General features: G+C 65.8%; 19 protein-coding genes and 2 pseudogenes. 15 read left to right on the plus strand and 6 right to left on the minus strand.

Features of this window, described 5'->3' with window-relative positions:
• Positions 1 to 6 precede the first annotated feature (6 nt).
• The 9 genes and pseudogenes from Q5H91_RS06745 to Q5H91_RS16540 all read left to right on the plus strand — a co-directional run.
• The gene (locus Q5H91_RS06745; protein WP_305172535.1) at positions 7 to 2,271 is read left to right on the plus strand and encodes a xanthine dehydrogenase family protein molybdopterin-binding subunit; all 2,265 of its coding nucleotides are present in this window, start codon (positions 7 to 9) and stop codon (positions 2,269 to 2,271) included.
• A gap of 128 nt (positions 2,272 to 2,399) precedes the next feature.
• Positions 2,400 to 3,038: a glutathione S-transferase family protein gene (locus tag Q5H91_RS06750; protein ID WP_305172537.1), complete on the plus strand. Its 639-nt coding sequence runs from the start codon at positions 2,400 to 2,402 to the stop codon at positions 3,036 to 3,038.
• Between the two features lie 51 nt (positions 3,039 to 3,089).
• Positions 3,090 to 4,961, plus strand: a complete 1,872-nt coding sequence (locus tag Q5H91_RS06755; protein WP_305172538.1) for a thiamine pyrophosphate-requiring protein — start codon at positions 3,090 to 3,092, stop codon at positions 4,959 to 4,961.
• Between the two features lie 151 nt (positions 4,962 to 5,112).
• Positions 5,113 to 5,743: pseudogene (locus Q5H91_RS06760) on the plus strand (tyrosine-type recombinase/integrase).
• A gap of 130 nt (positions 5,744 to 5,873) precedes the next feature.
• Positions 5,874 to 6,209 (plus strand): TfoX/Sxy family protein, encoded by a 336-nt coding sequence (locus Q5H91_RS06765; protein WP_305172539.1) that lies wholly within the window; start codon positions 5,874 to 5,876, stop codon positions 6,207 to 6,209.
• A gap of 251 nt (positions 6,210 to 6,460) precedes the next feature.
• Positions 6,461 to 8,239: an SLC13 family permease gene (locus Q5H91_RS06770; protein ID WP_305172540.1), complete on the plus strand. Its 1,779-nt coding sequence runs from the start codon at positions 6,461 to 6,463 to the stop codon at positions 8,237 to 8,239.
• Positions 8,240 to 8,863: 624 nt separating this feature from the next.
• Positions 8,864 to 9,271, plus strand: a complete 408-nt coding sequence (locus Q5H91_RS06775) for a T6SS phospholipase effector Tle1-like catalytic domain-containing protein (protein ID WP_305172541.1) — start codon at positions 8,864 to 8,866, stop codon at positions 9,269 to 9,271.
• A 182-nt stretch (positions 9,272 to 9,453) separates the two neighbouring features.
• Positions 9,454 to 9,927: a hypothetical protein gene (locus Q5H91_RS06780; protein ID WP_305172542.1), complete on the plus strand. Its 474-nt coding sequence runs from the start codon at positions 9,454 to 9,456 to the stop codon at positions 9,925 to 9,927.
• Between the two features lie 45 nt (positions 9,928 to 9,972).
• Positions 9,973 to 10,224: pseudogene (locus tag Q5H91_RS16540) on the plus strand (transposase); the annotation flags it as partial.
• A 652-nt stretch (positions 10,225 to 10,876) separates the two neighbouring features.
• Here Q5H91_RS16540 and Q5H91_RS06785 read toward each other — a convergent pair.
• Both Q5H91_RS06785 and Q5H91_RS06790 read right to left on the minus strand, forming a co-directional pair.
• Positions 10,877 to 12,070: an IS91 family transposase gene (locus tag Q5H91_RS06785; RefSeq protein WP_305172543.1), complete on the minus strand. Its 1,194-nt coding sequence runs from the start codon at positions 12,068 to 12,070 to the stop codon at positions 10,877 to 10,879.
• Between the two features lie 6 nt (positions 12,071 to 12,076).
• Positions 12,077 to 12,982, minus strand: coding sequence for a tyrosine-type recombinase/integrase (locus Q5H91_RS06790; RefSeq protein WP_305172544.1), 906 nt, complete (start codon positions 12,980 to 12,982; stop codon positions 12,077 to 12,079).
• Between the two features lie 170 nt (positions 12,983 to 13,152).
• Here Q5H91_RS06790 and Q5H91_RS06795 point away from each other — a divergent pair, with 170 nt between their 5' ends.
• Both Q5H91_RS06795 and Q5H91_RS06800 read left to right on the plus strand, forming a co-directional pair.
• Positions 13,153 to 13,848: an NAD-dependent deacylase gene (locus tag Q5H91_RS06795; protein ID WP_305172545.1), complete on the plus strand. Its 696-nt coding sequence runs from the start codon at positions 13,153 to 13,155 to the stop codon at positions 13,846 to 13,848.
• Between the two features lie 49 nt (positions 13,849 to 13,897).
• Positions 13,898 to 14,275 (plus strand): glycine zipper 2TM domain-containing protein, encoded by a 378-nt coding sequence (locus tag Q5H91_RS06800; RefSeq protein ID WP_305172546.1) that lies wholly within the window; start codon positions 13,898 to 13,900, stop codon positions 14,273 to 14,275.
• Between the two features lie 37 nt (positions 14,276 to 14,312).
• Here the strand turns inward: Q5H91_RS06800 and era are convergent, their stop codons facing one another.
• From era to lepB, 3 genes are read right to left on the minus strand one after another with little or no spacing between them, the layout of a single operon-like run.
• Positions 14,313 to 15,209: a GTPase Era gene (gene era / locus Q5H91_RS06805; protein WP_305172547.1), complete on the minus strand. Its 897-nt coding sequence runs from the start codon at positions 15,207 to 15,209 to the stop codon at positions 14,313 to 14,315.
• The gene (gene rnc, locus Q5H91_RS06810; RefSeq protein ID WP_305172841.1) at positions 15,206 to 15,877 is read right to left on the minus strand and encodes a ribonuclease III; all 672 of its coding nucleotides are present in this window, start codon (positions 15,875 to 15,877) and stop codon (positions 15,206 to 15,208) included. Before rnc ends, era begins: the two co-directional genes overlap by 4 nt.
• Positions 15,874 to 16,713: a signal peptidase I gene (gene lepB / locus Q5H91_RS06815; protein WP_305172548.1), complete on the minus strand. Its 840-nt coding sequence runs from the start codon at positions 16,711 to 16,713 to the stop codon at positions 15,874 to 15,876. The genes rnc and lepB overlap by 4 nt, the downstream gene beginning before the upstream one ends.
• 117 nt (positions 16,714 to 16,830) lie before the next feature.
• Between lepB and pgi the strand changes: the two genes are divergently transcribed.
• Genes pgi through gorA form a run of 4 tightly spaced genes read left to right on the plus strand, consistent with a single transcriptional unit; the run spans position 16,831 to position 20,330 of the window.
• Positions 16,831 to 18,324, plus strand: coding sequence for a glucose-6-phosphate isomerase (gene pgi / locus Q5H91_RS06820; protein WP_305172549.1), 1,494 nt, complete (start codon positions 16,831 to 16,833; stop codon positions 18,322 to 18,324).
• A 40-nt stretch (positions 18,325 to 18,364) separates the two neighbouring features.
• On the plus strand, positions 18,365 to 18,574 hold the full coding sequence (locus Q5H91_RS06825; RefSeq protein WP_305172550.1) for a type II toxin-antitoxin system VapB family antitoxin: 210 nt from the start codon (positions 18,365 to 18,367) through the stop codon (positions 18,572 to 18,574).
• Complete coding sequence (vapC, locus tag Q5H91_RS06830) at positions 18,571 to 18,981, plus strand: type II toxin-antitoxin system VapC family toxin (protein ID WP_305172551.1); 411 nt, start codon at positions 18,571 to 18,573, stop codon at positions 18,979 to 18,981. The genes Q5H91_RS06825 and vapC overlap by 4 nt, the downstream gene beginning before the upstream one ends.
• On the plus strand, positions 18,981 to 20,330 hold the full coding sequence (gorA, locus tag Q5H91_RS06835; RefSeq protein WP_305172552.1) for a glutathione-disulfide reductase: 1,350 nt from the start codon (positions 18,981 to 18,983) through the stop codon (positions 20,328 to 20,330). Before vapC ends, gorA begins: the two co-directional genes overlap by 1 nt.
• 370 nt (positions 20,331 to 20,700) lie before the next feature.
• Here gorA and Q5H91_RS06840 read toward each other — a convergent pair whose 3' ends face one another.
• Positions 20,701 to 21,468: an enoyl-CoA hydratase/isomerase family protein gene (locus tag Q5H91_RS06840; RefSeq protein ID WP_305172553.1), complete on the minus strand. Its 768-nt coding sequence runs from the start codon at positions 21,466 to 21,468 to the stop codon at positions 20,701 to 20,703.

The raw sequence follows: 21,468 nt of genomic DNA on the forward strand, positions 1-21,468 counted from the left end.
ATCACCATGAACGCTCCCCACAAGGTCGGCATCGGCACTCCCCTCGCCCGCGTCGACGGCGCCGACAAGGTGACCGGCCGCGCGAAATACGCCGCGGAGTATGCGGTGCCCGATCTCCTCTACGGCGTCGCTGTTCCCGCCCGCATCGCCAAGGGTCGCATCGTGTCGATCGACGATGCCGCCGCCCGCGCGGTGCCGGGCGTGGTCGAGGTGATGACGCACGAGAACCGGCCCAAGCAGGCTTGGCTCGACCATAGCTGGAAGGACGAGCTCAGCATTCCGGGCGACCCGTTCAAGGCACTCCACGACGACCGTGTTCTCTTTGCCGGCCAACCGGTCGCGCTGGTTATCGCCGAGACGTTCGAGGCGGCCCGCTTCGCTGCCGGTCTTGTCCAGATCGACTATGATGCCGAAGCGCACAACGTCGACTTCGACACGTCGCTCGCCGAGAAGTTCCTGCCGCCCAAAGGTATGCGCCGCAACACCTTCCACCCGCCCAAGGCACGCGGCGACGCGGGTGCCGCCTTCGACGCCGCGGCCCTCAAGGTGTCGGGCGAGTACCGTCTGGCCACCGAGCACCACAATCCGATGGAGATGCACGCCTCCACCGTCGAGTGGCACGGCGACGGCAAGATCACGGTCTACGACAAGGTCCAGGGATCGCAGAACACGCAAAGCTATCTCGCCGGCGCGTTCAAGCTGTCCAAGAAGGACGTTCGCGTCGTGAACGCCTATGTTGGCGGCGGCTTCGGCTCGGGGTTGCGGCCGCAATGGCAGGTCCAGCTCGCGACGATGGGCGCGATCCTGCTCGAACGCTCGGTTCGCGTCGTCATGACCCGACAGCAGATGTTCTATCACGCGCACCGGCCCGAGTGCACATACGAGATCCGGCTAGGTGCGGAGCATACCGGCAAGCTCACCTCGATCTACGGCGATGCCACCACCTCGACCTCGCGGTTCGAGAACAACATGGAGGATATCGTCACCTGGGGCATGATGAATTACGACTGCCCCAACGCCGAGGGGCACTACACGATCGCGCCGCGCGATACCTACACCTCGGCCGATATGCGCGCGCCGGGCGCGGTCACGGGTATGGGGCTGTTCGAGATCGCGATCGATGAGATGGCGTACGAGGCGAAGGTCGACCCGCTCGAATTTCGGATGATAAACTATTCCGAGACCGAGGCGATGAACCAGGTGCCGTTTACCTCCAAGGCGCTGCGTGAGGCCTATCGCGAAGGCGCGGAGCGGTTTGGCTGGGCGGAGCGCTCGCCGGAGCCGCGGTCGATGAAGGAGGATCGCGAGTTGATCGGCTGGGGCGTCGCCACCGGCATGTGGGACGCGCAGTTCTCCAAGACCTCGGCACGCGCTAGGCTGTCCGCCAACGGCGACCTCGAAGTGGCGAGCGCGACATCCGACATCGGCACCGGCACCTACACGGTGATGACGCAGGTCGCCGCCGACACGCTGGGCCTGTCGCCCGACCGCATCACCGCGCGGCTCGGCGACAGTGACCTGCCGGCGGCACCGGTCGAAGGCGGATCGTGGGCGGCGGCGTCGACCGGCGCGGCGGTGCAGCTCGCCTGCCGCAGCGTCGCCGAGAAGCTGTTCAAGGCGGCGGACAAGGTCGAGAACCGGCCGCTGTGGGGCGCCCAGTCGATCGACGACCTCGACTTCGTCGATGGCGAGATGGTTTTGAAGAGCGATCCCACCAAGCGCGTCAGCCTGACCGACGCGATGCGCGCCGGCGGACTCGACGTGATCGAGGTGGAGGAGACCGCCAAGCCCGGCCTCTCCGACATGGTCTCCATGGCGAAAAAGGCGCGAAACACGCACAGCGCGGTGTTCGTCGAGGTGCGCGTCGACGAGGAGCTCGACCAGGTTCGCGTCACCCGCGTCGTCAACGCGGTGGCCGCGGGACGCATCATCAATCCCCGCACCGCGCGCAGCCAAATTCTCGGCGGCGTCGTGATGGGGATCGGCATGGCCCTGCACGAGGAGACGTTCATCGATGCGACGCTCGGCCGCTGGATGAACCACAATTACGCCGAGTATCACGTCCCAGCCCATGCCGACATCGAGGACGTCGACGTGATTTTCGTCGACGAACCCGATCCCGAGGTCACACCGCTAGGCGTCAAGGGGCTGGGCGAGATCGGCATCGTCGGCACCGCCGCGGCTGTCGCCAATGCGATCTTTCACGCGACGGGAAAGCGCGTGCGCTCACTACCGATTACCGTCGACAAGCTGTTAGCTATGGACCGGTGAGCCGGCCCACGTCGAGTGACGGCTCGGTGTCAATCCATCCGAAGTGCTCGCAGCCGACCCGCGGACCGTACGTTCACCTACGGCGTCGACGCACATCCGTCGACCTAGATAGATGAGAGAACACGATCATGAAGCTGTATTGGGGTCCGCACACCTGCGCGATTGGTATTCACATCCTGCTGGAAGAGATCGGCAGGGCCTACGAGACCGAGAAGATCGACGTTCAGGGCGGTGCTACTGAAGAAACGTGGTTCAAGGCGATCAATCCGAAGGGCAAGGTCCCGACGCTGATCGCCGATGACGGGCGCGTGCTGACCGAGTTCGGTGCGATCGCCGTGTGGCTTGCCCGACAGGCTCCCGATCTAGGGCTCATGCCAACCGACCCCGACGAGGAGCAGCGGGCACTGTCGCTCACCGACTATGTGACGGGCACGATCCACGGACAGGCGTATGGACGGATCTTCATGCCGGCACGCTTCGAGCCGCAGGATCCGGTCCACCAGACGATCGGGCTCGGTCAGGCATCGGTAAAGAAGCAGGGCGAGACGATGCTCGCGGAGGCGTTCGCGATCATCGCCGATCAGCTTGCCGGGCGCGACTGGGCGGCAGGCGATCGGTTCGGCGTGGCGGATGCTGCGCTGTTCTACGTCGAGCGCTGGGCTTCCGAGACGAACGTGCCACTGCCGCCCGCGCTCGATGCCCACCTCAGGCAGATCAAGAAACGTCCGGTAGTCGCCCGCGTGATGGCGATCTGGGGAGAGCAGTGAGGCGACGAGGGCGGCGCTTCTTAATAGAACCTCTTCAGCCGGACGTCGCAATTGCGTCCGTCCACGACCAGCGGCGGACATAACTGTCGCCGGGGCGTTCAGCTTCGGCAGCATCGATCACAGGATTTCCGCACGACCCAGCTCACCAGCGACTTCTTCGTCGAACGGCTCAAGGCGTGGGGCGTGACCCGCATCTACGGCTACTCGGGCGACGGCATCAACGGCGTGCTGGGTGCGCTCCAGCGGGCGGAGGGCACCGACGGTGAGATCGAGTTCATCCAGGTGCGCCACGAAGAAATGGCTGCCTTCATGGCGACCGCGCACGCGAAGTTCACCGGCGAGCTGGGCGTCTGCCTCTCGACGGGCGGTCCGGGGGCGACCCACCTTATCACCGGGCTCTACGACGCCAAGAGCGACCACATGCCCGTCCTCGCCATCGCCGGGCAGGCGGAGACGACGGTGCGCGGCGCGAGCTACCAGCAGGAGCTGAACCTCGACCGGATGTTCGCCGACGTCGCCGACTTCGTGCAGGAGGCGGCCGCCCCCGCGCAATTGCGCCATCTGGTCGACCGCGGTCTGCGCGTCGCCAAGTCACGTAACGGCGTGACCGTGCTGATCCTGCCGAAGGACTTGCAGGACATGGCCTGGGAGGAGCCGAAGCGTGCACACGGCTTCACCCGCTCAGGGCCGGGCTACTCCCCTCCCCGCATCGTTCCGCACGACGCCGATCTCCGCCGCGCGGCCGAGGTGCTGAATGCGGGACGCAAGGTCGCGATCGTGGTCGGTGCGGGCGCACGCGACGCCGCCGACGAGGTCGTCGCGGTCGCCGAGCGGCTGGGCGCGGGCGTCGCCAAGGCGCTGCTCGGCAAGGACGTGCTGCCCGACGAACTGCCCTTCGTCACCGGCGCTATCGGGCTGCTCGGCACCAAGCCGTCGTCCGACATGATGGAGGGCTGCGACACGCTGCTGATGATTGGCACCGGCTTTCCCTGGGCAGAGTTCCTGCCTGCCGACGGGCAAGCACGCGCCGTCCAGATCGACATCGCGCCCGAAATGCTGGGGCTGCGCTACCCGGTCGAGGTCAACCTCCACGGCGATGCCGGCGAGACGTTGCGCGGGCTGCTCCCGCTCCTGACCCAGCAGCAGGATCGCGGCTGGCAGGACGGCATCATCGCCGGCATGGATGACTGGCGCGAGACTCTGAAGGGCCGCGCCATGGCCGACGCATCGCCGGTCAATCCGCAGCGCGTCATCTACGAGATGTCGCCGCGCCTCCCCGCCGACGCGATCGTCACCTCGGACTCTGGGTCGTGCGCCAACTGGTACGCGCGCGACTGGCAGGTGAAGCGCGGTCAGCGCGGCTCGCTGTCGGGCGGGCTCGCCTCGATGGGCGCCGCCGTCCCCTACGCGATCGCGGCCAAGTTCGCGCATCCGATCCGGCCGGTCGTCGCGCTGGTCGGCGACGGCGCGATGCAGATGAACAACATGGCCGAGCTCATCACCATCCAGAAATACTGGCAGCGCTGGGCCGACCCGCGGCTGATCGTCTGCGTCTTCAACAACGAAGACCTGAACGAGGTGACTTGGGAACAGCGGGTCATGGAGGGCAATCCCCGTTTCCCGACGACACAGTCGCTGCCCGACGTTCCTTACGCGCGCTTTGCCGAGATGCTGGGCCTGACCGGCATCTTCGTCGACGATCCCGAGCAGCTCAGCGCAGCCTGGGACCGGGCGCTCACCGCCGATCGGCCGGTGGTGCTGGAGGTGAAGACCGATCCCAACGTCGCTCCGCTGCCGCCGCATGTCACGATCGAGCAGGCCAAGGCGTTCATGACGTCGATGGCGAAAGGCGATCGTGGTGCAGCGCAGGTCGTGGCCGACACCGCGCGCCAGATCATCGGCGGTATCCGCGGACGGCTATGACCCATTTTTGGCGGCTCAGCGACTACGAAGCGCCGCCCGGAATCGGCCGCTCGTCCAGTACAACCAATGTCGGATCAACCACATTCCAAACCGTTTGTTCACCGCGCTTGCGTAAACTCGATTGGCCGGTCCGTCCCAATGGAGATGAGCGATGGGGCGCTCGTCGATGGACCCCGCCTTTCACGATTTTCGACCTTGGAACGAGGGTTGGCTAATCGGTGCGAAGCGGGCGCTGAAACAGCAACAGGTCTGGGCCATTCGCTTCTTTCTCGACCAGCATCGACGACTGCGCGATCGAGCGCTGTTCGACTTCGCCATCGACAGCAAGCTGCGCGGCTGTGATGTGCTCCGGGTGCGGATCGGCGATGTAGTTTCCGGCGGACGCGTCCGTGACCGCGGCGTTGTGATTAAGCAGAAGACCAAGCGACCGGTCCAGTTCGAACTGATGGACACGGCACGAAAGACGATGCGGCGTAGTTGGAGCGTCGCGGCGGGACACTGAACGACTTCGTCTTTCCGATCCGAAACAACTACATGACCCACGTGAGCACGCGGCAATATGCCCGCCTCGTGCATGAGTGGGTGGTCGGCATCGGCCTTCCCCTCAGGATTACGGGACGCACTCACTGCGTCCGACGAAGGTATCAATCATCTATAAGGCGACCGGCAATCTTCGTGCCGTTCAGATCCTTCCCGGTCACGCCAAGATAGACAGCACGGTCCGTTATCTGGGCGTGGACATCGGGGATGCCCTGGAACTGTCAGAGCGAACCGAGATCTGAAGGACCCACAATCGGCCATCCAGCGGCGTATCGATCTACCCCGAATGCGGCCGCTCGTTCACGATGCTCGGCGATGCTGCTTTTGGCCACTCCGTTGCCTTCGGTGATGGTCGCCTGTTAGGATCAGTGTATGGCCACGCAGCAGCGCACAATCGGTTTCCTGCTTGAACAGGCGACCGGCGCCGGCGCGGTGACGGCTAAGCCAACGTTCGGTGAGTACGGCGTCTACGTCGACGGCAAGATGATCGGCTCGGTCTGCGACGATCAGCTCTTCGTTAAGCCGACGGTATCTGGACGCGCCCATGCCGAACCCGTGTCTGAAGCGGCGCCGTATTCAGGCGCCAAACCACAGATGCTTAATGCGCCCACTCGTTGGGACGATGCCGACTGGCTCGGCGAGCTGCTGCGCATCACGGCGGCCGAGCTGCCGACACTAAAGCCGCGGAAGGCAAAGCAAGGCACGTAAGGACCTGCGGCGGAAAAAACCCAAAAACGGTCATCCGTCATGACCGGCTCGCCACTTGCTTTCCGCCACTCGTTCACCCTTGAACTAGACGAACATTCTTCGGGGCAGTGCTTCGAAAATGCCGGCGCATCGTAGGAGCGTGAGCCCGCGCCGATCCGGGTCTTCGGTTCTACGCTGCGCCCGATCATATAATCCGAGCAATCGGTTCACCGCCGGAGATCGACGGACCTTTCACGCATTCTGGCTCCAGCATGACCACTCCCCAAATCCTTTCCATCGCGACGCTTATCGGCATGATGGCGCTCTTCCTGTGGGGTCGCTTCCGCTACGATGTGACGGCGATCCTGGCGCTGCTGGCAGCGTTGGCCCTCGGCATCGTGAGTCCGGAAGACGCCTTCAAAGGCTTCTCCGACGACATCGTCGTGATTGTCGGCTCGGCACTGGTCATCTCGGCGGCAGTACAGCGATCGGGTGTAATCGAGCGCGGCCTTCGGGTCATCGGGCGACGGGTCACGCGTGTACGGTCCCAGCTCATCGTGCTCACGGCATCGGTCGGCATCGCCAGCGCACTCGTGAAGAACATCGGGGCGCTCGCCATGCTAATGCCGGCGTCGTTCCAGATGGCCAAGAAGAACGACGCCAGTCCGTCCGTCTTTCTGATGCCGATGTCGTTCGCCGCGCTTCTCGGCGGCCTCATGACGCTGGTGGGCACATCTCCGAACATCATCGTCAGCCGCGTGCGCGAGGAGATGACGGGCGAAGCGTTCGGGATGTTCGACTACACGCCCGTCGGCCTCGGGCTGTTCGTGATGGGGCTGGTCTACCTGCGTTTCGGCTACCGTCTGCTTCCGCGCGATCGCCGCGCCGCACCAACGATGGGCGAAGCGCTGGACATCCGGGGGTATGTGACGGAGGTGGTCCTGCCGACCGGTTCTCCCGCGATCGGGGAGACGATACAGGCCTTCCTCGATCGACACGAGAATGAGGTCACCATAACGCAGATGTTGCGTGCCGGCCTGCGCAGCCCACCGGTTGCGGAGACTGTCCTGCGCGAAGACGACACGCTGATCCTGGGCGGCGATCCCGATGCGCTGGAACGCGTCATCGCCGGCGATCGCCTGGCGTACGAGGGGGAGGAGCGCCGCGAAAAGGAGAATGGCAACCTGACCAGCGAGATCGGTGTGATCGAGGCGGTCATCAACGTCGGTTCGCGGCTCGAAGGTCAATCCGCTGGCCGTCTGCGGCTTCAGCACCGGTTCGGCGTCAACCTCATCGCGATTTCTCGACGCGGCGAGCGGCTTTCGCGGCGTTTGGCGAACACCACTCTCGGGGCGGGTGATGTTGTCGTGCTGCAAGGTGTCTTGGACACGATGCCTGAGAAGCTGCGGGAGCTTGGCTGCCTTCCGCTTGCAGAGCGCGATTTGCGGTTGGGGTCGAAGCGGGCGACCTGGTTGCCGATCTCGATCCTTGGCGGTGCGATGCTGTTGACGGCACTGGGATGGGTACCCGTTGCGGTTGCCTTCTTCGCCGCGGCGGGGCTGGTCATGGTGACAGGCTCGATCAGTCCGCGCGAAGCGTACGACAATGTCGAATGGCCAATTCTGATCATGCTTGGCGCCCTGATCCCGGTGTCCGATTCTCTCCGAACGACCGGTGCATCAGACCTGATTGCAACAACGCTGGCGCAGGTCGCGACCGCCCTCCCTGTTTGGGGTGCAGTGGCGCTGATCCTCGCAGCAGCAATGGCAGTCACACCGTTCCTCAACAACGCTGCGACCGTGCTGGTGATGGCGCCCATTGCCGCGCAGTTCGCCGGCGACCTGGGTTACCGCCCCGAAGCATTCCTGATGGCGACCGCCGTCGGTGCAGGATGCGACTTCCTGACGCCGATCGGTCACCAATGTAACACGTTGGTACTCGGTCCAGGGGGTTACCGCTTTGGCGATTATGCTCGGCTCGGCGCACCGCTTTCCGTTCTCGTGCTAACGGTTGGAACGCCGCTGATCCTGCTGTTCTGGCCACTGCAGTAAGCAAGCCTGCACGCCAGATTGCGCTTGAGCGCCTCGGTCAATACATCGTTGCTCAGGGACCAGCCAGTCGCAAACGCGCGAAAGAAGCTGCGGCAAAGAACGAGCAGACGTTGGTTCAGGCAAATTGGCTGGAGTTTCTCATGATCGATCTGAACACATCTACCGCGGCGGAACTGGACTAAGTACCTCAGTTGACCGGACACGGCTTCGACATCGTGCGTTACAGGGATGAATGACGTCGCTTCGATGACGCCCAGTAACTTGAAGAGGTGCCCGGCCTCACCGGCAAGTGGGACGGAGCAGAGGCGAACGTTAGGATCAATTGATGATCTACATCGGCTCAAAGGACCCAAATGCGGTCATTTAAGCGTGCGCGCCCGTCCCAACTTCCCCAGTCCGTTCATGTTGACGAAGTGGCCGGTTTCAGCCGGCTGCGACGCAGACAACGCCAACTGGCGCGCTCAGTGGCTTCCAGGTGATCAGCTACCGGCTGACGCGTTGCATGGGGACAAAATTGAGTGGGCTGTCGCCGAGGTGAGTGCTGGCGCCGCTTGTCACGTCGCCGCTTTTCCGGATGTCGGCTTGAGCGCTATATGAGGCCGATCTCAGGCGGGCGCGTAAACGATGTCGAAGACCATCCTCATATTCTCTGATGGTACCGGCCAGCTGGGCGGCCTGCGTCCGGACCAGCGCCTGTCTAACGTCTACAAGATGTATCGCGCGATGCGGCTTGGCCCGGACCCAGCGATCAAGCCCAGCGAACAGGTCGCCTTCTACGACGCCGGGCTCGGTGCTGGCGAGACCGGAGGCCTCACGTTCAAGCGGGTCCGCAACGTCTTGGCCGCCGCCGTAGGCACCGGCATCGATGAAAATGTAATCGACTGTGGCGCTACAGCTTTCTGGTTGGGAGCTGGATACGTAGGAGACTGGGCTAACACTGGTGAACTGGAAGGCAGGCACGAGAACCACAGCCCATATCATAAGTTTCGTGAAATCGATCAACCTCAGCCGCCATATACACCGGCTCAGTAACTGCGAGAGGCGCTATGCTGTTAGCTATAACAATAAGCTTAGCGCTTCCGTACTTACTGGGAATCGCCAGATCTGATTTTAATGTCTTATGTAAGACGCTGCTAGTTACAATTTTGTGTTGGCTTGTGTTATCCTGCACAAAATCGTTCTTTCAGCAATTTGACCTATCAGGTGGTTTTTTAGTGACAGTCGTCGCTGCCTTAGCCGGATTAGAAGATGTTGTAAAAATTGCGCTGATAGGGAGGCTTGCTTCGAAGCATAAAGTCAACGCTATTCTCGCCAGTTCAGTAGGTGTCCTATTTGGATTAGTAGAAAACATAGCAGCATCCAAGCACCCCACTGCACAACTGTTCCCCTTATTTAGCTTTGTCGGCATAGTTTTTCGCCCCACCATTCACGTTCTAATGGCCAAGCTGCAGATTGGCCTCTATAGAGCCAAGAAGGCTGCTGCATTCTTGATGGTGAGCGGATTTCACTTTTGCTTTAACTTGTTAGCTTCAATACTTAATAGCTATCTTGTAGTCTGGCAGCAAGAAGAGGATACTTTCTGCTTGGCATTTGCAGCGTTGAACATTGCTGCGATTTGTACTTTGCTCGTTATAGCTTATCGCTCCACGAAACATGAGGATCTGTTGCAGCTGAGCGAGACGGGGTAAACGGCATGGAAGAGCGTCTGTTGTCGAGACAAGCGACTCAACTCCAACCCCGAGCGACTGGTGTTCATCGACGAGGCCTAGGCATCCACCAACATGGCAAAGCGCCATGTCCGCGGCCGGCGCGGTGAGCGGCTACGCTCGGGCGTGTCCCACGGACACCGGACGACCACCACCCTCGTCGCCGGTCTGCGCGGCGCCGGCGTAGTTGCGCCGATAGTGCTCGAAGACCGCATCAAACGCGACCCTTTCGTCGCCTATGTACGCCAGGTGCTCGTGCCCGACCTCTCGCCCGGCGACGCTGCGGACGAGTGTATCTGCCGCTTCGCGCTTTATGGCACGCAGTCCGGCATTGAAATTGCCCTCACGATCATACAGAATTCGAGCGTTTACGGCATTCGCTACGCGTCTACCTTTTTTGCCGCGACTCTACCGCATTGTAGGTACCGCCACGCGGTTACTAAGCCGCGTACATTTTTGTACATCGTTCGAAAGCCAAGACTGGCATTAACAATGCACGTTCTCGACCGATTATCAGCTTTCAATCCAGCGGAACGTTGGGATGCCACACCGAGGGCAGGGTCTCCGTGGAGGCGACGTGAACGAACGTACACTGCAGCCGTAAGGTCACAGAAAGCAGTTACTCCGTTTGCCTGAAGAGTTTCGGATGCCGGCAGGCGTACGAAACTCTTGGAGGCCCGAACCCGCGGGCCACGGGCGGCGTGCTATGGGGTTTTCGGTTTTCGTCCCACGGGGATGACGAGCGGCACGGCGGGTGCAGGCGCGACCCTGGATGCGGACGGTCTGGATCCAGGTGGCCATGACGGGCTCACCCGCGTGGGCAGCTCAGCTTGGCTCAAGGTAGCAACCTCGCTGACGGCGATCGGCGCAGGTGACATCGGCTCCGCAGGCATGGATGCTGCGGGGTATGGTGCTGTCAGGCCGTGCCGGATCACGACGCCTGTGTCCCGGGTGACGGTGCAGGAGCTGGCGGCGCGCGAGGCTGGCGCTGACGTTCGAATGTCTCGATGACGACCATGTGCCCTCCGCAGCATGGGCATGGCGGGCGGGTGTCGTCCGGCTCGACCCGCACATCGGCCTCGACCGGCGGAGCGACCCCGAGCAGCTGGCGGACGTGGTCGAGATGCGCCTTGCGGGTGGCGCCCGCGAGCAGGCCATAGTGACGGATGCGATGGAAGCCCTTCGGCAGGACGTGGAGCAGGAAGCGGCGAATGAATTCGTCGGCGGCGAGCGTCATGACTTGCTGCCGGTCGGCGCCGCCCCGGCGATAGTCCTTGTAGCGAAACGTCACTCCGGCCTCGTCGAAGCGCAGGAGCCGGCTGTTCGAGATGGCGACGCGGTGGGTATAGCGCGACAGGTAGGCGAGCACCGTCTCGGGTCCGGCAAACGGCGGCTTGGCGTAGACGACCCAGCGCTTCTTCCTGACCGGCGCGAGATGACGCAGGAACGCGCCCCGGTCGCCGAGGTGGGAGAGGCTGCTATGGAAGGCGAGCCGCCCGGTTTCGTGCAGCGCCATCAGCCGGGTGAGGAACAGGCGGCGGAACAGCTTGCCCAGCACCCTGACGGGCAGGAGGAACGCGGGGCGCGACGAGATCCAGCGGCTGTCGTCGGGCGAGAGCCCGCCGCCGGGCACGATCATGTGGATGTGCGGGTGGTGGGTCATCGCCGAGCCCCAGGTGTGCAGCACCGCGGTGATGCCGATGCGGGCGCCAAGGTGCTTCGGGTCGGCGGCGATGGTCGTCATTGTCTCGGACGCCGCCTGGAACAGCAGGCCGTAGACCGCCGCCTTGTTCTGGAGAGCGATGTCGGCGACCTCGGCCGGCAACGTGAAAACGACATGGAAGTAGCCGACCGGCAGCAGGTCGGCCTCGCGCTCGGCGAGCCAGATGCGCGCGGCCGCGCCCTGACATCGCGGGCAATGCCGGTTGCGGCAGGAGTTGTAGGCGACCCGCCAGTGCCCGCATTCGGTGCAGGCCTCGACGTGACCACCCATGACGGCGGTGCGGCAGTGTTCGACCGCCGACATCACCTTCAACTGGTCTAGGCTCAGGTGGCCGGCGCGGGCGGCCCGGTACGCAGGACCGGCAGCGCGGAAGATGTCGGCAACCTCGAGTGAGGCGCGCAACGCCGCTCAGCCCTTGGGCGCCTTCCCTTCCGCAGCGGTGGTCGCGAGCCGTTCAAACGGGCTGGTCACGTTGCGCAGGACCCGCGTGGCGACCTGGGTGTAATAGGCGGTGGTATCCAGCTTGGCGTGTCCCAGTAGCGTCTGGATAATCCGGACGTCGATCCCGTCCTCGAGTAGGTGGGTCGCGAAGCAGTGCCGCAACGTGTGCGGCCCGACGCGCTTGCCGATGCCCGCCGCGACGCTCGCCTCCACGACGATCCGGTGCAGCTGCCGGGTGCTGAGCGGCTTGAGGTAGTGCTGGCCGGGGAACAGCCAGCCGTCGACGTGCAACACGCGCTCCCGCCGACCGACGCGCCACCACTCCCGCAGCAACGCCAAAAGCCCGGTCGGGAGCATGGCGTTGCGATACCGCCCACCTTTGCCGCGCTCGACCCTGAGCAGCATGCGCTCGCTGTCGATGTCGCGCACCTTGAGGGAGGCGACCTCTGAGGCGCGGAGTCCCGCACCATAAGCAACGGACAGCGCCGCCTGATGCTTGAGGCACGTGGTCGCATCGAGCAGGCGCGCCACCTCGTCCCGGCTCAGCACCACCGGCAGCTTGCGCTCATGCCGCATCCGGACCAGCTTGCGCGCCAGGTCGGGCCGGTCGAGCGTCTGCGTGAAGAAGAACCGCAGCGCCGACACGATGGCGTTCATGGTCGGCGCCGGCACGTCCATCTCGCCTTGCTCGATCTGGAAGCGCCGGACGTCTTCCGCCGTCGCGGTATCGGGTGAGCGCCCCAGGAAGGTCGCGAACCGGCCGACATCGCGGAGGTAGTTGCGCTGCGTCCCGTGTCCGAAGCGCCGTATATCCATCTCATCGATGAGGCGCTGGCGTAGCGGGCTGACGGCAACAGGAACGAGGGTGGTCACGGCAGAGCTCCTTCTGGTGGAGCCCCGATGCTCTGCCTGCCTCCTGCCGCGCTCAATCCAGGCGCAACGCTCGTTCCGTTACCTCAACCGCGACGCATACGCCCCTCCCGCGCAGCGGGTTCGTGCTACCACCACTTCCGGACATGCGCATCCCGTCCTATCCTGTACCGATGACCGGCTCTCCCAGCATCGTCGTCCTGACCGGGGCCGGCATCTCCGCCGAGAGCGGCATCGCGACCTTTCGTGGGCCCGGCGGGCTGTGGGAGGGGCACCGGGTCGAGGATGTCTGCACGCCCGAGGCGCTGGCGCACGATCCCGCGCTGGTCCACCGCTTCTACGACCTGCGGCGCGGCGCGCTGGGGGCGGTGGCGCCGAATGCGGCGCATCGTGCTTTGGCGCGGCTTGAGGCGGCGTGGCCAGGCGACTTCCTGCTCGCCACGCAGAATGTCGACGATCTGCACGACCGCGCCGGGTCGCGGCGGCTGGTCCACATGCATGGGGAGCTGAAGTCGGCCCTATGTGCCGCCTGCGGAGCGCGGCGCGCGCATGACGGTGCGCTGCCGCCGGGATCATCGTGTCCCCATTGCGGTGCGGCCAGGTTGCGGCCGGACATCGTCTTTTTCGGGGAGATGCCGTACCGAATGGAGGCCATCGAGGCAGCCTTGGCGACGTGCGACCTGTTCGTCTCGATCGGGACGTCGGGAGCGGTCTATCCTGCGGCGGGCTTCGTGCGGGTGGCTGCCAGGGCCGGGGCAACGACGTTGGAACTCAATCTCGAACGGTCGGCGGGCAGTGGGTCGTTCGACGAAACACGGCTCGGGACGGCGGGGGCGCTGGTGCCGGAATGGGTCGCCTCGCTGCTGTGAACCCTATCGCGTCGGTGATCGTTCAGGCGGCTAGGAAAGGAGCCTTCCCATGAAGAACACCCTGCTCGCCGCCCTGATGGTGGTCACCACCGCCAGTTCCGTCGCGCTGCCCGTCGAGGCACAACGGCGGGATCGACCGGACTATCAGTGGCATGGCGACGACGATAACTGGGATGCCAGCCGCGACTATCGCCGCAGCAATGCGCGCGAGCGGCGGCTGAGCCGTGAGGACCGCATCTATCGCGGCCGCGACGGGCGCTCCTATTGCCGGCGCAACGACGGCACAACCGGCCTGGTCGTGGGCGGCGTCGGCGGTGCGGTGGTCGGCAACCTGATCGGCGGCGGGCTGCTCGGCACGCTGGCCGGGGGTGCGGGCGGTGCGCTGCTCGGCCGGTCGATCGACAAGGGCAAGGTGCGCTGCCGCTGAATATCAGCCGATCGTGACCGTCAGCGGAGGTTGACGGTCACTCGACCCAATCCAGGCCGATATCGCGGTAGAGCTGGCGATCCTCGTCCCAGCCCGGCTTGACCTTGACGTGCAGGTAGAGATGCACCGGCCGGTCCATGATCGCGGCCAGTTCGGTGCGGGCGCGCGCGCCGATCTCGCGGATGCGGGCGCCGCCCTTCCCCAGCACGATTGCGCGCTGGGTCGGACGCTCCACCAGTATCTGCTGGTGGATCTCGACCGATCCGTCCTCGCGTTCCGAGAATCTCTCCGTCTCGATCGCGCTGGCATAGGGCAGCTCGGCGTGGAGCTGGAGATAGAGCTGCTCGCGCGTCACTTCCGCCGCCAGCGCGCGCTCGGTCGCGTCGGAGACCTGATCCTCGGGATAATGCCATGGGCCGGGCGGCATCGCCCTGGCCAGCGCCGATTTCAGCTCGGGTAGTCCGTCGCCGGTCTGCGCCGACACGAACCAGGTCTCGGTGAAGGGCAGCAGCGCGTTCAGCCGCTCGGCATGCAGCAGCAGCTTGGCCTTGTCGGCCAGGTCGACCTTGTTGAGGATCAGGTGGCGCGGCTCGGGCCGATCCTTCAGCGCCTCGGCGATGTCGGTGACCTTGCTGCCGAGCCCGCCTTTGGCATCGACGACCAGCGCGAGCACGTCGGCGCCCTCGGTCCCGCTCCACGCCGCCGACACCATCGCACGGTCGAGCCGGCGCTTGGGTTCGAAGATGCCGGGCGTGTCGACCAGCAGCAGCTGCGCCTCACCCTCGATCGCGACGCCGAGCAGGCGGGTGCGCGTCGTCTGCGCCTTGGGACTGACGATCGCGACTTTCTGGCCGACCAGCGCGTTGACCAGGGTCGACTTGCCCGCATTGGGCGCGCCGACCACCGCGACCAGGCCGCAGCGTTGTTCGTTCATGACTTCACCTTTTCGAGGAGCGCGCGCGCCGCGGCGGTCTCCGCCTCCTGCTTGTTGCCCGCGGTCGCCTCCGCGCTCGCGAAGCTGCCGATCGCGACCGAGACGGTGAAGCGCGGCGCATGGCCCGGCCCGGAGCGGTCGAGCAGCCTATATTCCGGTGCGCGCCGCCCCGCCGCCGCCGCCCATTCCTGCAACGCCGATTTGGGATGCTGCGGCGCCTTGGCATGGCGCTGCACCCGCTCGCCCCAGACACGGCGGACGAAGGTGCGCGCCGCGTCGAGCCCCGCGTCGCGGTAGAGCGCACCGATCAGTGCCTCCATCACGTCGCCCAGCACATTGTCGCTGTCGCCGGCGCCGTCGCCCAGCGCCTGCTTGCCGAGCTTCAGATGCGGGCGCACGCCCAGTTCGCGGGCGACCTCCGCACAGACGCTGCCGGTGACCAGCGCGTTGAGACGCTTGGACAATTGCCCCTCCGCCTCCCTCGGAAACGATTCCCACAGCCACTCGGCCATGACCAACCCGAGCACCCGGTCACCCAGAAATTCGAGCCGCTGATAATCCTCGGCCGCGTGGCTGCCATGGGTCAGCGCACGCGCGAACGGCGCCGGATCGGCGGGTACGCGGCCGAGCGTGCGCGCCAGCCAGTCGTCGAGCGGCTCGACCGTCAGAACCCCTCTCCGATCCGGTTCCAGCGTGCCGCCGAGACCCAGGTCCAGGGCTTGATCCACTCGGCCGAGCCGTCGGTCGAGAAGAACGACACCATCGCCCGCCCCTCGACCCGCTCCATCGGGATCATGCCCATGCCCATCGGTGGCGCGAAGCGGCTGTCGGCGCTGTCGTCGCGATTGTCGCCCATCAGGAACACGGTGCCCGGCGCGACGGTGTAGACGCCGGTATCGTCCGCCGCGGGAATGTCGCGCTGGTCGAGCACGTCGTAACTCTTGCCGTTCGGCAGCGTCTCGCGATAGCGGCGATAGCGGCAGACGGGCTGGCCCTCGACCGTGTCCTGGAACGCGGCGTCGCAGTGCCGGGTGTCGAAATTGGGGGTGAGCGGCAGGATGAAGTCGGCGATCCGCTGCTTGGGGATCGCCTTGCCGTTCAGGAACAGCTGCCCGCCGCGCATCTGCACCGTGTCGCCGGGCAGGCCGATCACCCGCTTGATGACGTCATGGTCGTCATGCTCCGGATTGGCATCGCCCGGAGCCGGATCGGGGCTGCGGAAGACGACCACGTCGCCGGGCTTCGGATCGGACCAGTGCATGCTGGGGAACGGCACGACGCCGCCGGGCAGCGACCAGCGCGAATAGCCATAGTTCCACTTCGACACGAATAGGTAATCGCCGATCAGCAGCCGGGGCAGCATCGATTCGGACGGAATCGAGAAGGGCGCGACGATGAAGCTGCGCAGGATCAGCACGAACAGCGCCAGCTTCAGGAGGAAGCGCAGCGTCTCGTTCGCCTCGGAGCGGGTGGAGGGCGTGTTCGCGGTCTTGACCTTTGCCATGGCCGGGCGGCGTGGCGTGGCCGGCGGATTACGTCAAGCTTGCGGACGGCACCGGGTGTGGCAATGGGACGTTTCCACCGTGACTCCGCCCGTCCGGGCGCCGCAATCGGAGACGACATGATGGCCGACTGGTCCGCGATCGAAGCCCTGCCCTCGCCCCGGCTGACCGAGCTGTTCGACGGCGACCCCGACCGGCTGGCACGGCTGAGCCTGGACGTGGCGGGCATCCATTTCGACTGGTCGAAGACGCACCTGACGCCGGACGCGATCGAGGCGTTTGCGGCGCTTGCCGAGGCGCAGGACCTGGCGGGCAAGCGCGATGCGATGTTCGGCGGCGAGCATGTCAACGTGACCGAGGACCGCCCGGTCGAGCACACCGCCGAGCGCGGCGAGGGCAATCCCGAGAGCGTCGCGCGGGCACGCCGGTTCCACGAGCGGATGCGGATGCTGGTCGACGCGATCGAGGCGGGGGCGCTGGGCGAGGTGCGCCACGTCCTGCAGGTCGGCATCGGCGGATCGGCGCTGGGCCCCCACCTGCTGGTCGATGCACTGGGCCGCGAGGACCGGCGCTACGACGTGGCGATCGTATCGAACGTCGACGGCGTCGCGCTGGAGGAGGTCTTCGAGCGGTTCGATCCGGCGACGACATTGCTGCTGGTCGCCAGCAAGACCTTCACGACGACCGAGACGATGCTGAACGCGGGCAGCGTCATCAGCTGGATGACCGAGCACGGGGTCGAGGACCCCTATGGCCGCGTCGTCGCGCTGACCGCGGCGCCCGACAAGGCGATGGAGTGGGGCGTCGACGAGACGCGCATCCTGCCCTTCTCCGAAGGGGTCGGTGGCCGTTACTCGCTCTGGTCGTCGATCGGGTTTCCGGCGGCGATCGGGCTCGGCTGGTCGGCGTTCGAGGAGCTGCTGGAGGGAGCGGCCGAGATGGACCGGCATTTCCGCCTGGCCGAGCTGAGCGAGAATGCGCCGGCGCTCGCGGCGTTCGCCGACCTCTATTACACCCAGGTACGCAAGGCCGAGACGCGCGCGCCCTTCGCCTATGACGAGCGGCTGCGGCTGCTGCCGAGCTATCTCCAGCAGCTGGAGATGGAGTCGAACGGCAAGTCGGTGACGGTGGACGGCCAGCCCGTCGGACGGCCGACCGCGCCGATCACCTGGGGCGGGGTCGGCACCGACGCGCAGCACGCGGTGTTCCAATTGCTCCATCAGGGCACGCACCTGGTGCCGGTCGAGTTCATCGCGGTGATCGAGGCGGGCGACACGCTGGCGCCGGACCACCACCGCCAGCTGCTGCTCAACGCCTTCGCCCAAGGGGCGGCGCTGATGAAGGGCAAGGCGGCCGACGACCCGGCGCGCAGCTATCCGGGCGACCGGCCGTCCTCGACGCTGCTGCTCGACGTGCTCGACGCGCGGACGCTGGGGGCGCTGATCGCCTTCTACGAGCACCGGACCTTCGTGAACGGGGTGCTGCTGGGCATCAACAGCTTCGACCAGTTCGGCGTCGAGCTGGGCAAGGAGATGGCCAAGGCGGCGGATGCGGGCGGGCAGGTGTTCGACCCGTCGACGACCGACCTGATCCGGCGGGCCGGTCTGGATTGAGGGCGGTGGGGTCGCTATCTTCGTGAGAGAGGTGCAGATCATGCAGACGACCATCATGCTGGACACTGACTTGGTTGCCGGAGCCGTGCGGATCTTCGGCGGCGATAGCGAACAGGAGGCCGTGGAATCGGCGTTGAAGGCGGCGATGCATGTCCGCCGCCAAAGCGCCATCCGCGAGCTTCGCGGGATCGGCTGGGAGGGCGACCTCGAAGAGATGAGGCTCGACACACCGCGTCGGACGATCGATTGATCGTCGTCGATTCCAGCGTCTGGATCGATTTCTTCCGGGCCGTCCGATCGCCACAGACCGAGCTGCTGGACGAGGCGCTGGGCGCCGATCGCGTGATGATCGGTGACCTCATCATGGTCGAGGTTCTGCAGGGATTCGCCAACGAAGCGACGGCGCGCAGGGCCCATGCGCGGCTGATGCTGGCGATACCGCTGACCGTTGGCGACCTGGAGGTCGCCGCGCTCGCCGCCCGTCATTATCGCTTTCTGCGCGGGCGTGGCATAACCCCGCGCAAGACGATCGACACGCTGATCGCGACGCGGTGCATCGTGGACGGGCTGCCGCTGCTCTATAGCGACCGCGATTTCGAACCTTTCGTCCAGCATCTCGGCCTGCGGTCGGCGCTGGACATTCCCGGAGCGAGTTGATGCCCCAATATGACTACGACCTATTCGTCCTGGGTGCCGGATCGGGCGGCACGCGGGCGTCGCGGGTGGCGGCGGCGCATGGGGCGCGGGTGGCGGTGGCGGAGGAGTATCGCGTCGGCGGCACCTGCGTGATCCGCGGATGCGTGCCCAAGAAGCTGCTCGTCTATGGCGCGCACTTTGCCGAGGACCTGCGCGACGCGAAGCATTTCGGCTGGGACGTGCCCTCCCCGTGCAGCTTCTCGTGGGCGACGCTGCGCGACAATGTGATGGCCGAGGTCGACCGGATCAACGGCGCCTATACCCAGACGCTGAACAATAACGGTGTCGAGATCATTTCCCAGCGCGCCGTCGTCACCGGGCCGAACAGCGTGCGGCTGGCCGACGGGACCGAGAAGACGGCGGAGCGCATCCTGGTCGCGGTCGGCGCGCATCCGGCGATCCCCGAATGTCCGGGGCACGAGCACGGCATCACCTCGAACGAGGTGTTCCACCTGCCCGAGCTGCCCAGGCGCATCCTGATCGCGGGCGGCGGCTATATCGCCAACGAGTTCGCCGGCATCTTCCACCAGTTCGGCAGCCATGTGATCCTGGCCAATCGCAGCCAGGAGCTGCTACGCGGATACGACGCGCAGATCCGCGACCGGCTGCTCCAGATCTCGACGATGAAGGGGATCGAGTTCCGCTTCGACGCCGCCTTCCACGGGATCGACAAGGGCGAGGACGGGTGCCTGACCGTCCATCTTGCCAATCACGAGCCGGTGGTGGTCGACCAGGTGCTGTTCGCGACCGGGCGGCGGCCCAATACAACAGGCCTGGGGCTGGAGAGTGCGGGCGTCGCGTTGGACGACGTCGGTGCGATCCGGGTCGATGAGGACAATCGTTCGACCTGTGCCTCGATCTACGCGATCGGCGACGTGACCAACCGCATCCAGCTGACCCCGGTCGCGATCCGCGAGGGTCAGGCGTTCGCGGACAGTGTCTATGGCGGCAAGCCGACGAAGGTCGATTATGGCTGCGTGCCGGCCGCGGTGTTCAGCCACCCGCCGATCGCCGGCGTCGGCCTGACCGAGGCGGAGGCGAAGAACCGCTATGGCTCGGTCCGGGTCTATTCGTCGGACTTCCGGCCGATGAAGAACGTGCTGGCCGGGCGGAACGAGCGGGCGCTCTACAAGATGGTATGCGACGGGGAAACCGACCGGGTGCTCGGCATCCACATGATCGGCCCGGACGTGCCCGAGATCGTGCAGGTCTGCGCGGTGGCGGTGAAGGCGGGGCTGACCAAGGCGGACTTCGACGCGACGGTGGCGCTGCACCCGTCGATGGCGGAGGAACTGGTGCTGATGCGCTGACGGGCCAAGGCGCGGCCACGTCCGCGCCGATGCGCGCAAGCGCATGGCCCGGCACGGCCGGCGGGTCGGCGCATGCCGACCCCGTCCGACGCAAGCGGCGGCTTTGCCGTCGCTTCTTCCCATGAAGAGGTCGCAGGTGGCGGCGGCAGCACATTCTCGCAACCGGTGACCCCTCCACCACCGCTTCGCGGCGGTCCCCCTCTCCCTCCGGGGGAGGATCTAGAGCCATTTGCGATCAGGACTGCGCTCCCTTTCCCTTCAGGGGAGGGGCCGGGGGTGGGGCGTATCCGCAGGCGCGCCCACGGGGAAGCGCCCCACCCCAACCCCTCCCCTGAAGGGGAGGGGCTCGCAGTCCTGATCGCTTTTGCCTCTAGCGCCCCAGGAACCGGCCCGGCCGCCGCTCCGCCACGGCGCGGACGCCCTCGGTGAAATCCTCGGTCCGCTGGAGCCACGCCTGCTGCGCCAGTTCATGATCGGTCTGTGCGGCAACCAGCGCGGCTAGGTCGCCGCGCATCGTCGCGCGGGTCGCCTGCACGGCGAGCGGGGCGCCGGCCGCAATCTCGTGCGCCAGCGCCAGCGCCGCCGCGTCAAGTTCGGCGAGGGGCACCAGCCGGTCGACCAGCCCCCACTCCGCCGCCTCCTCGCCACGGATGCGGCGGGCAGTGAGGTTCATCAGGAGCGCGCGCTGGCGGCCGACGACCCGCTCCAGCACCGCGGAGATGCCGAAGCCGGGGTGAAATCCGATCTGGACGAAATTGGCCACGAAGCGCGCCTCGGGCGCCGCGACGCGGAAATCGGCGACCAGGCTGAGGCCGAGGCCGGCACCAACCGCGCTGCCCTGCACCGCCGCGACGACCGGTGTGGCGACCGCGAACAGGCGGGCTGCGGCGACGTAGAAGGGGTTGCGGCCGTCCGCCGGCACGCCGTCCGCCACCGGATTGGCATTGACCAGATCTGCGCCGGCGCAGAACACCCGGCCCTCCGAACGGAGCACGATCGCACGCACCTCCGGATCGGCGTCGGCGGCGTCGAACGCGGCGCCGATCCCCTCGATCAGCGTCAGGTCGGCGAAATTGTGCGGCGGGCGGGCGAAGGTGACGATCGCGACATGCGCGTCGCGGCGGGTTTCCACGGTCAT

Origin of the sequence: Sphingomonas aurea, assembly GCF_030678875.1 — a bacterium.
GTDB lineage: Bacteria > Pseudomonadota > Alphaproteobacteria > Sphingomonadales > Sphingomonadaceae > Sphingomonas > Sphingomonas aurea.

Bases quoted from the DNA above. Each gene is read 5' to 3' on its own strand.
- gorA (WP_305172552.1), top strand. From the start codon at position 18,981: ATGCCCCAATATGACTACGACCTATTCGTCCTGGGTGCCGGATCGGGC.
- era (WP_305172547.1), bottom strand. From the start codon at position 15,209: ATGAACGAACAACGCTGCGGCCTGGTCGCGGTGGTCGGCGCGCCCAAT.
- Q5H91_RS06750 (WP_305172537.1), top strand. From the start codon at position 2,400: ATGAAGCTGTATTGGGGTCCGCACACCTGCGCGATTGGTATTCACATC.
- Q5H91_RS06775 (WP_305172541.1), top strand. From the start codon at position 8,864: ATGTCGAAGACCATCCTCATATTCTCTGATGGTACCGGCCAGCTGGGC.
- Q5H91_RS06825 (WP_305172550.1), top strand. From the start codon at position 18,365: ATGCAGACGACCATCATGCTGGACACTGACTTGGTTGCCGGAGCCGTG.
- Q5H91_RS06800 (WP_305172546.1), top strand. From the start codon at position 13,898: ATGAAGAACACCCTGCTCGCCGCCCTGATGGTGGTCACCACCGCCAGT.
- pgi (WP_305172549.1), top strand. From the start codon at position 16,831: ATGATGGCCGACTGGTCCGCGATCGAAGCCCTGCCCTCGCCCCGGCTG.
- Q5H91_RS06765 (WP_305172539.1), top strand. From the start codon at position 5,874: ATGGCCACGCAGCAGCGCACAATCGGTTTCCTGCTTGAACAGGCGACC.
- Q5H91_RS06770 (WP_305172540.1), top strand. From the start codon at position 6,461: ATGACCACTCCCCAAATCCTTTCCATCGCGACGCTTATCGGCATGATG.
- lepB (WP_305172548.1), bottom strand. From the start codon at position 16,713: ATGGCAAAGGTCAAGACCGCGAACACGCCCTCCACCCGCTCCGAGGCG.
- Q5H91_RS06795 (WP_305172545.1), top strand. From the start codon at position 13,153: ATGACCGGCTCTCCCAGCATCGTCGTCCTGACCGGGGCCGGCATCTCC.
- Q5H91_RS06745 (WP_305172535.1), top strand. From the start codon at position 7: ATGAACGCTCCCCACAAGGTCGGCATCGGCACTCCCCTCGCCCGCGTC.
- Q5H91_RS06840 (WP_305172553.1), bottom strand. From the start codon at position 21,468: ATGACCGTGGAAACCCGCCGCGACGCGCATGTCGCGATCGTCACCTTC.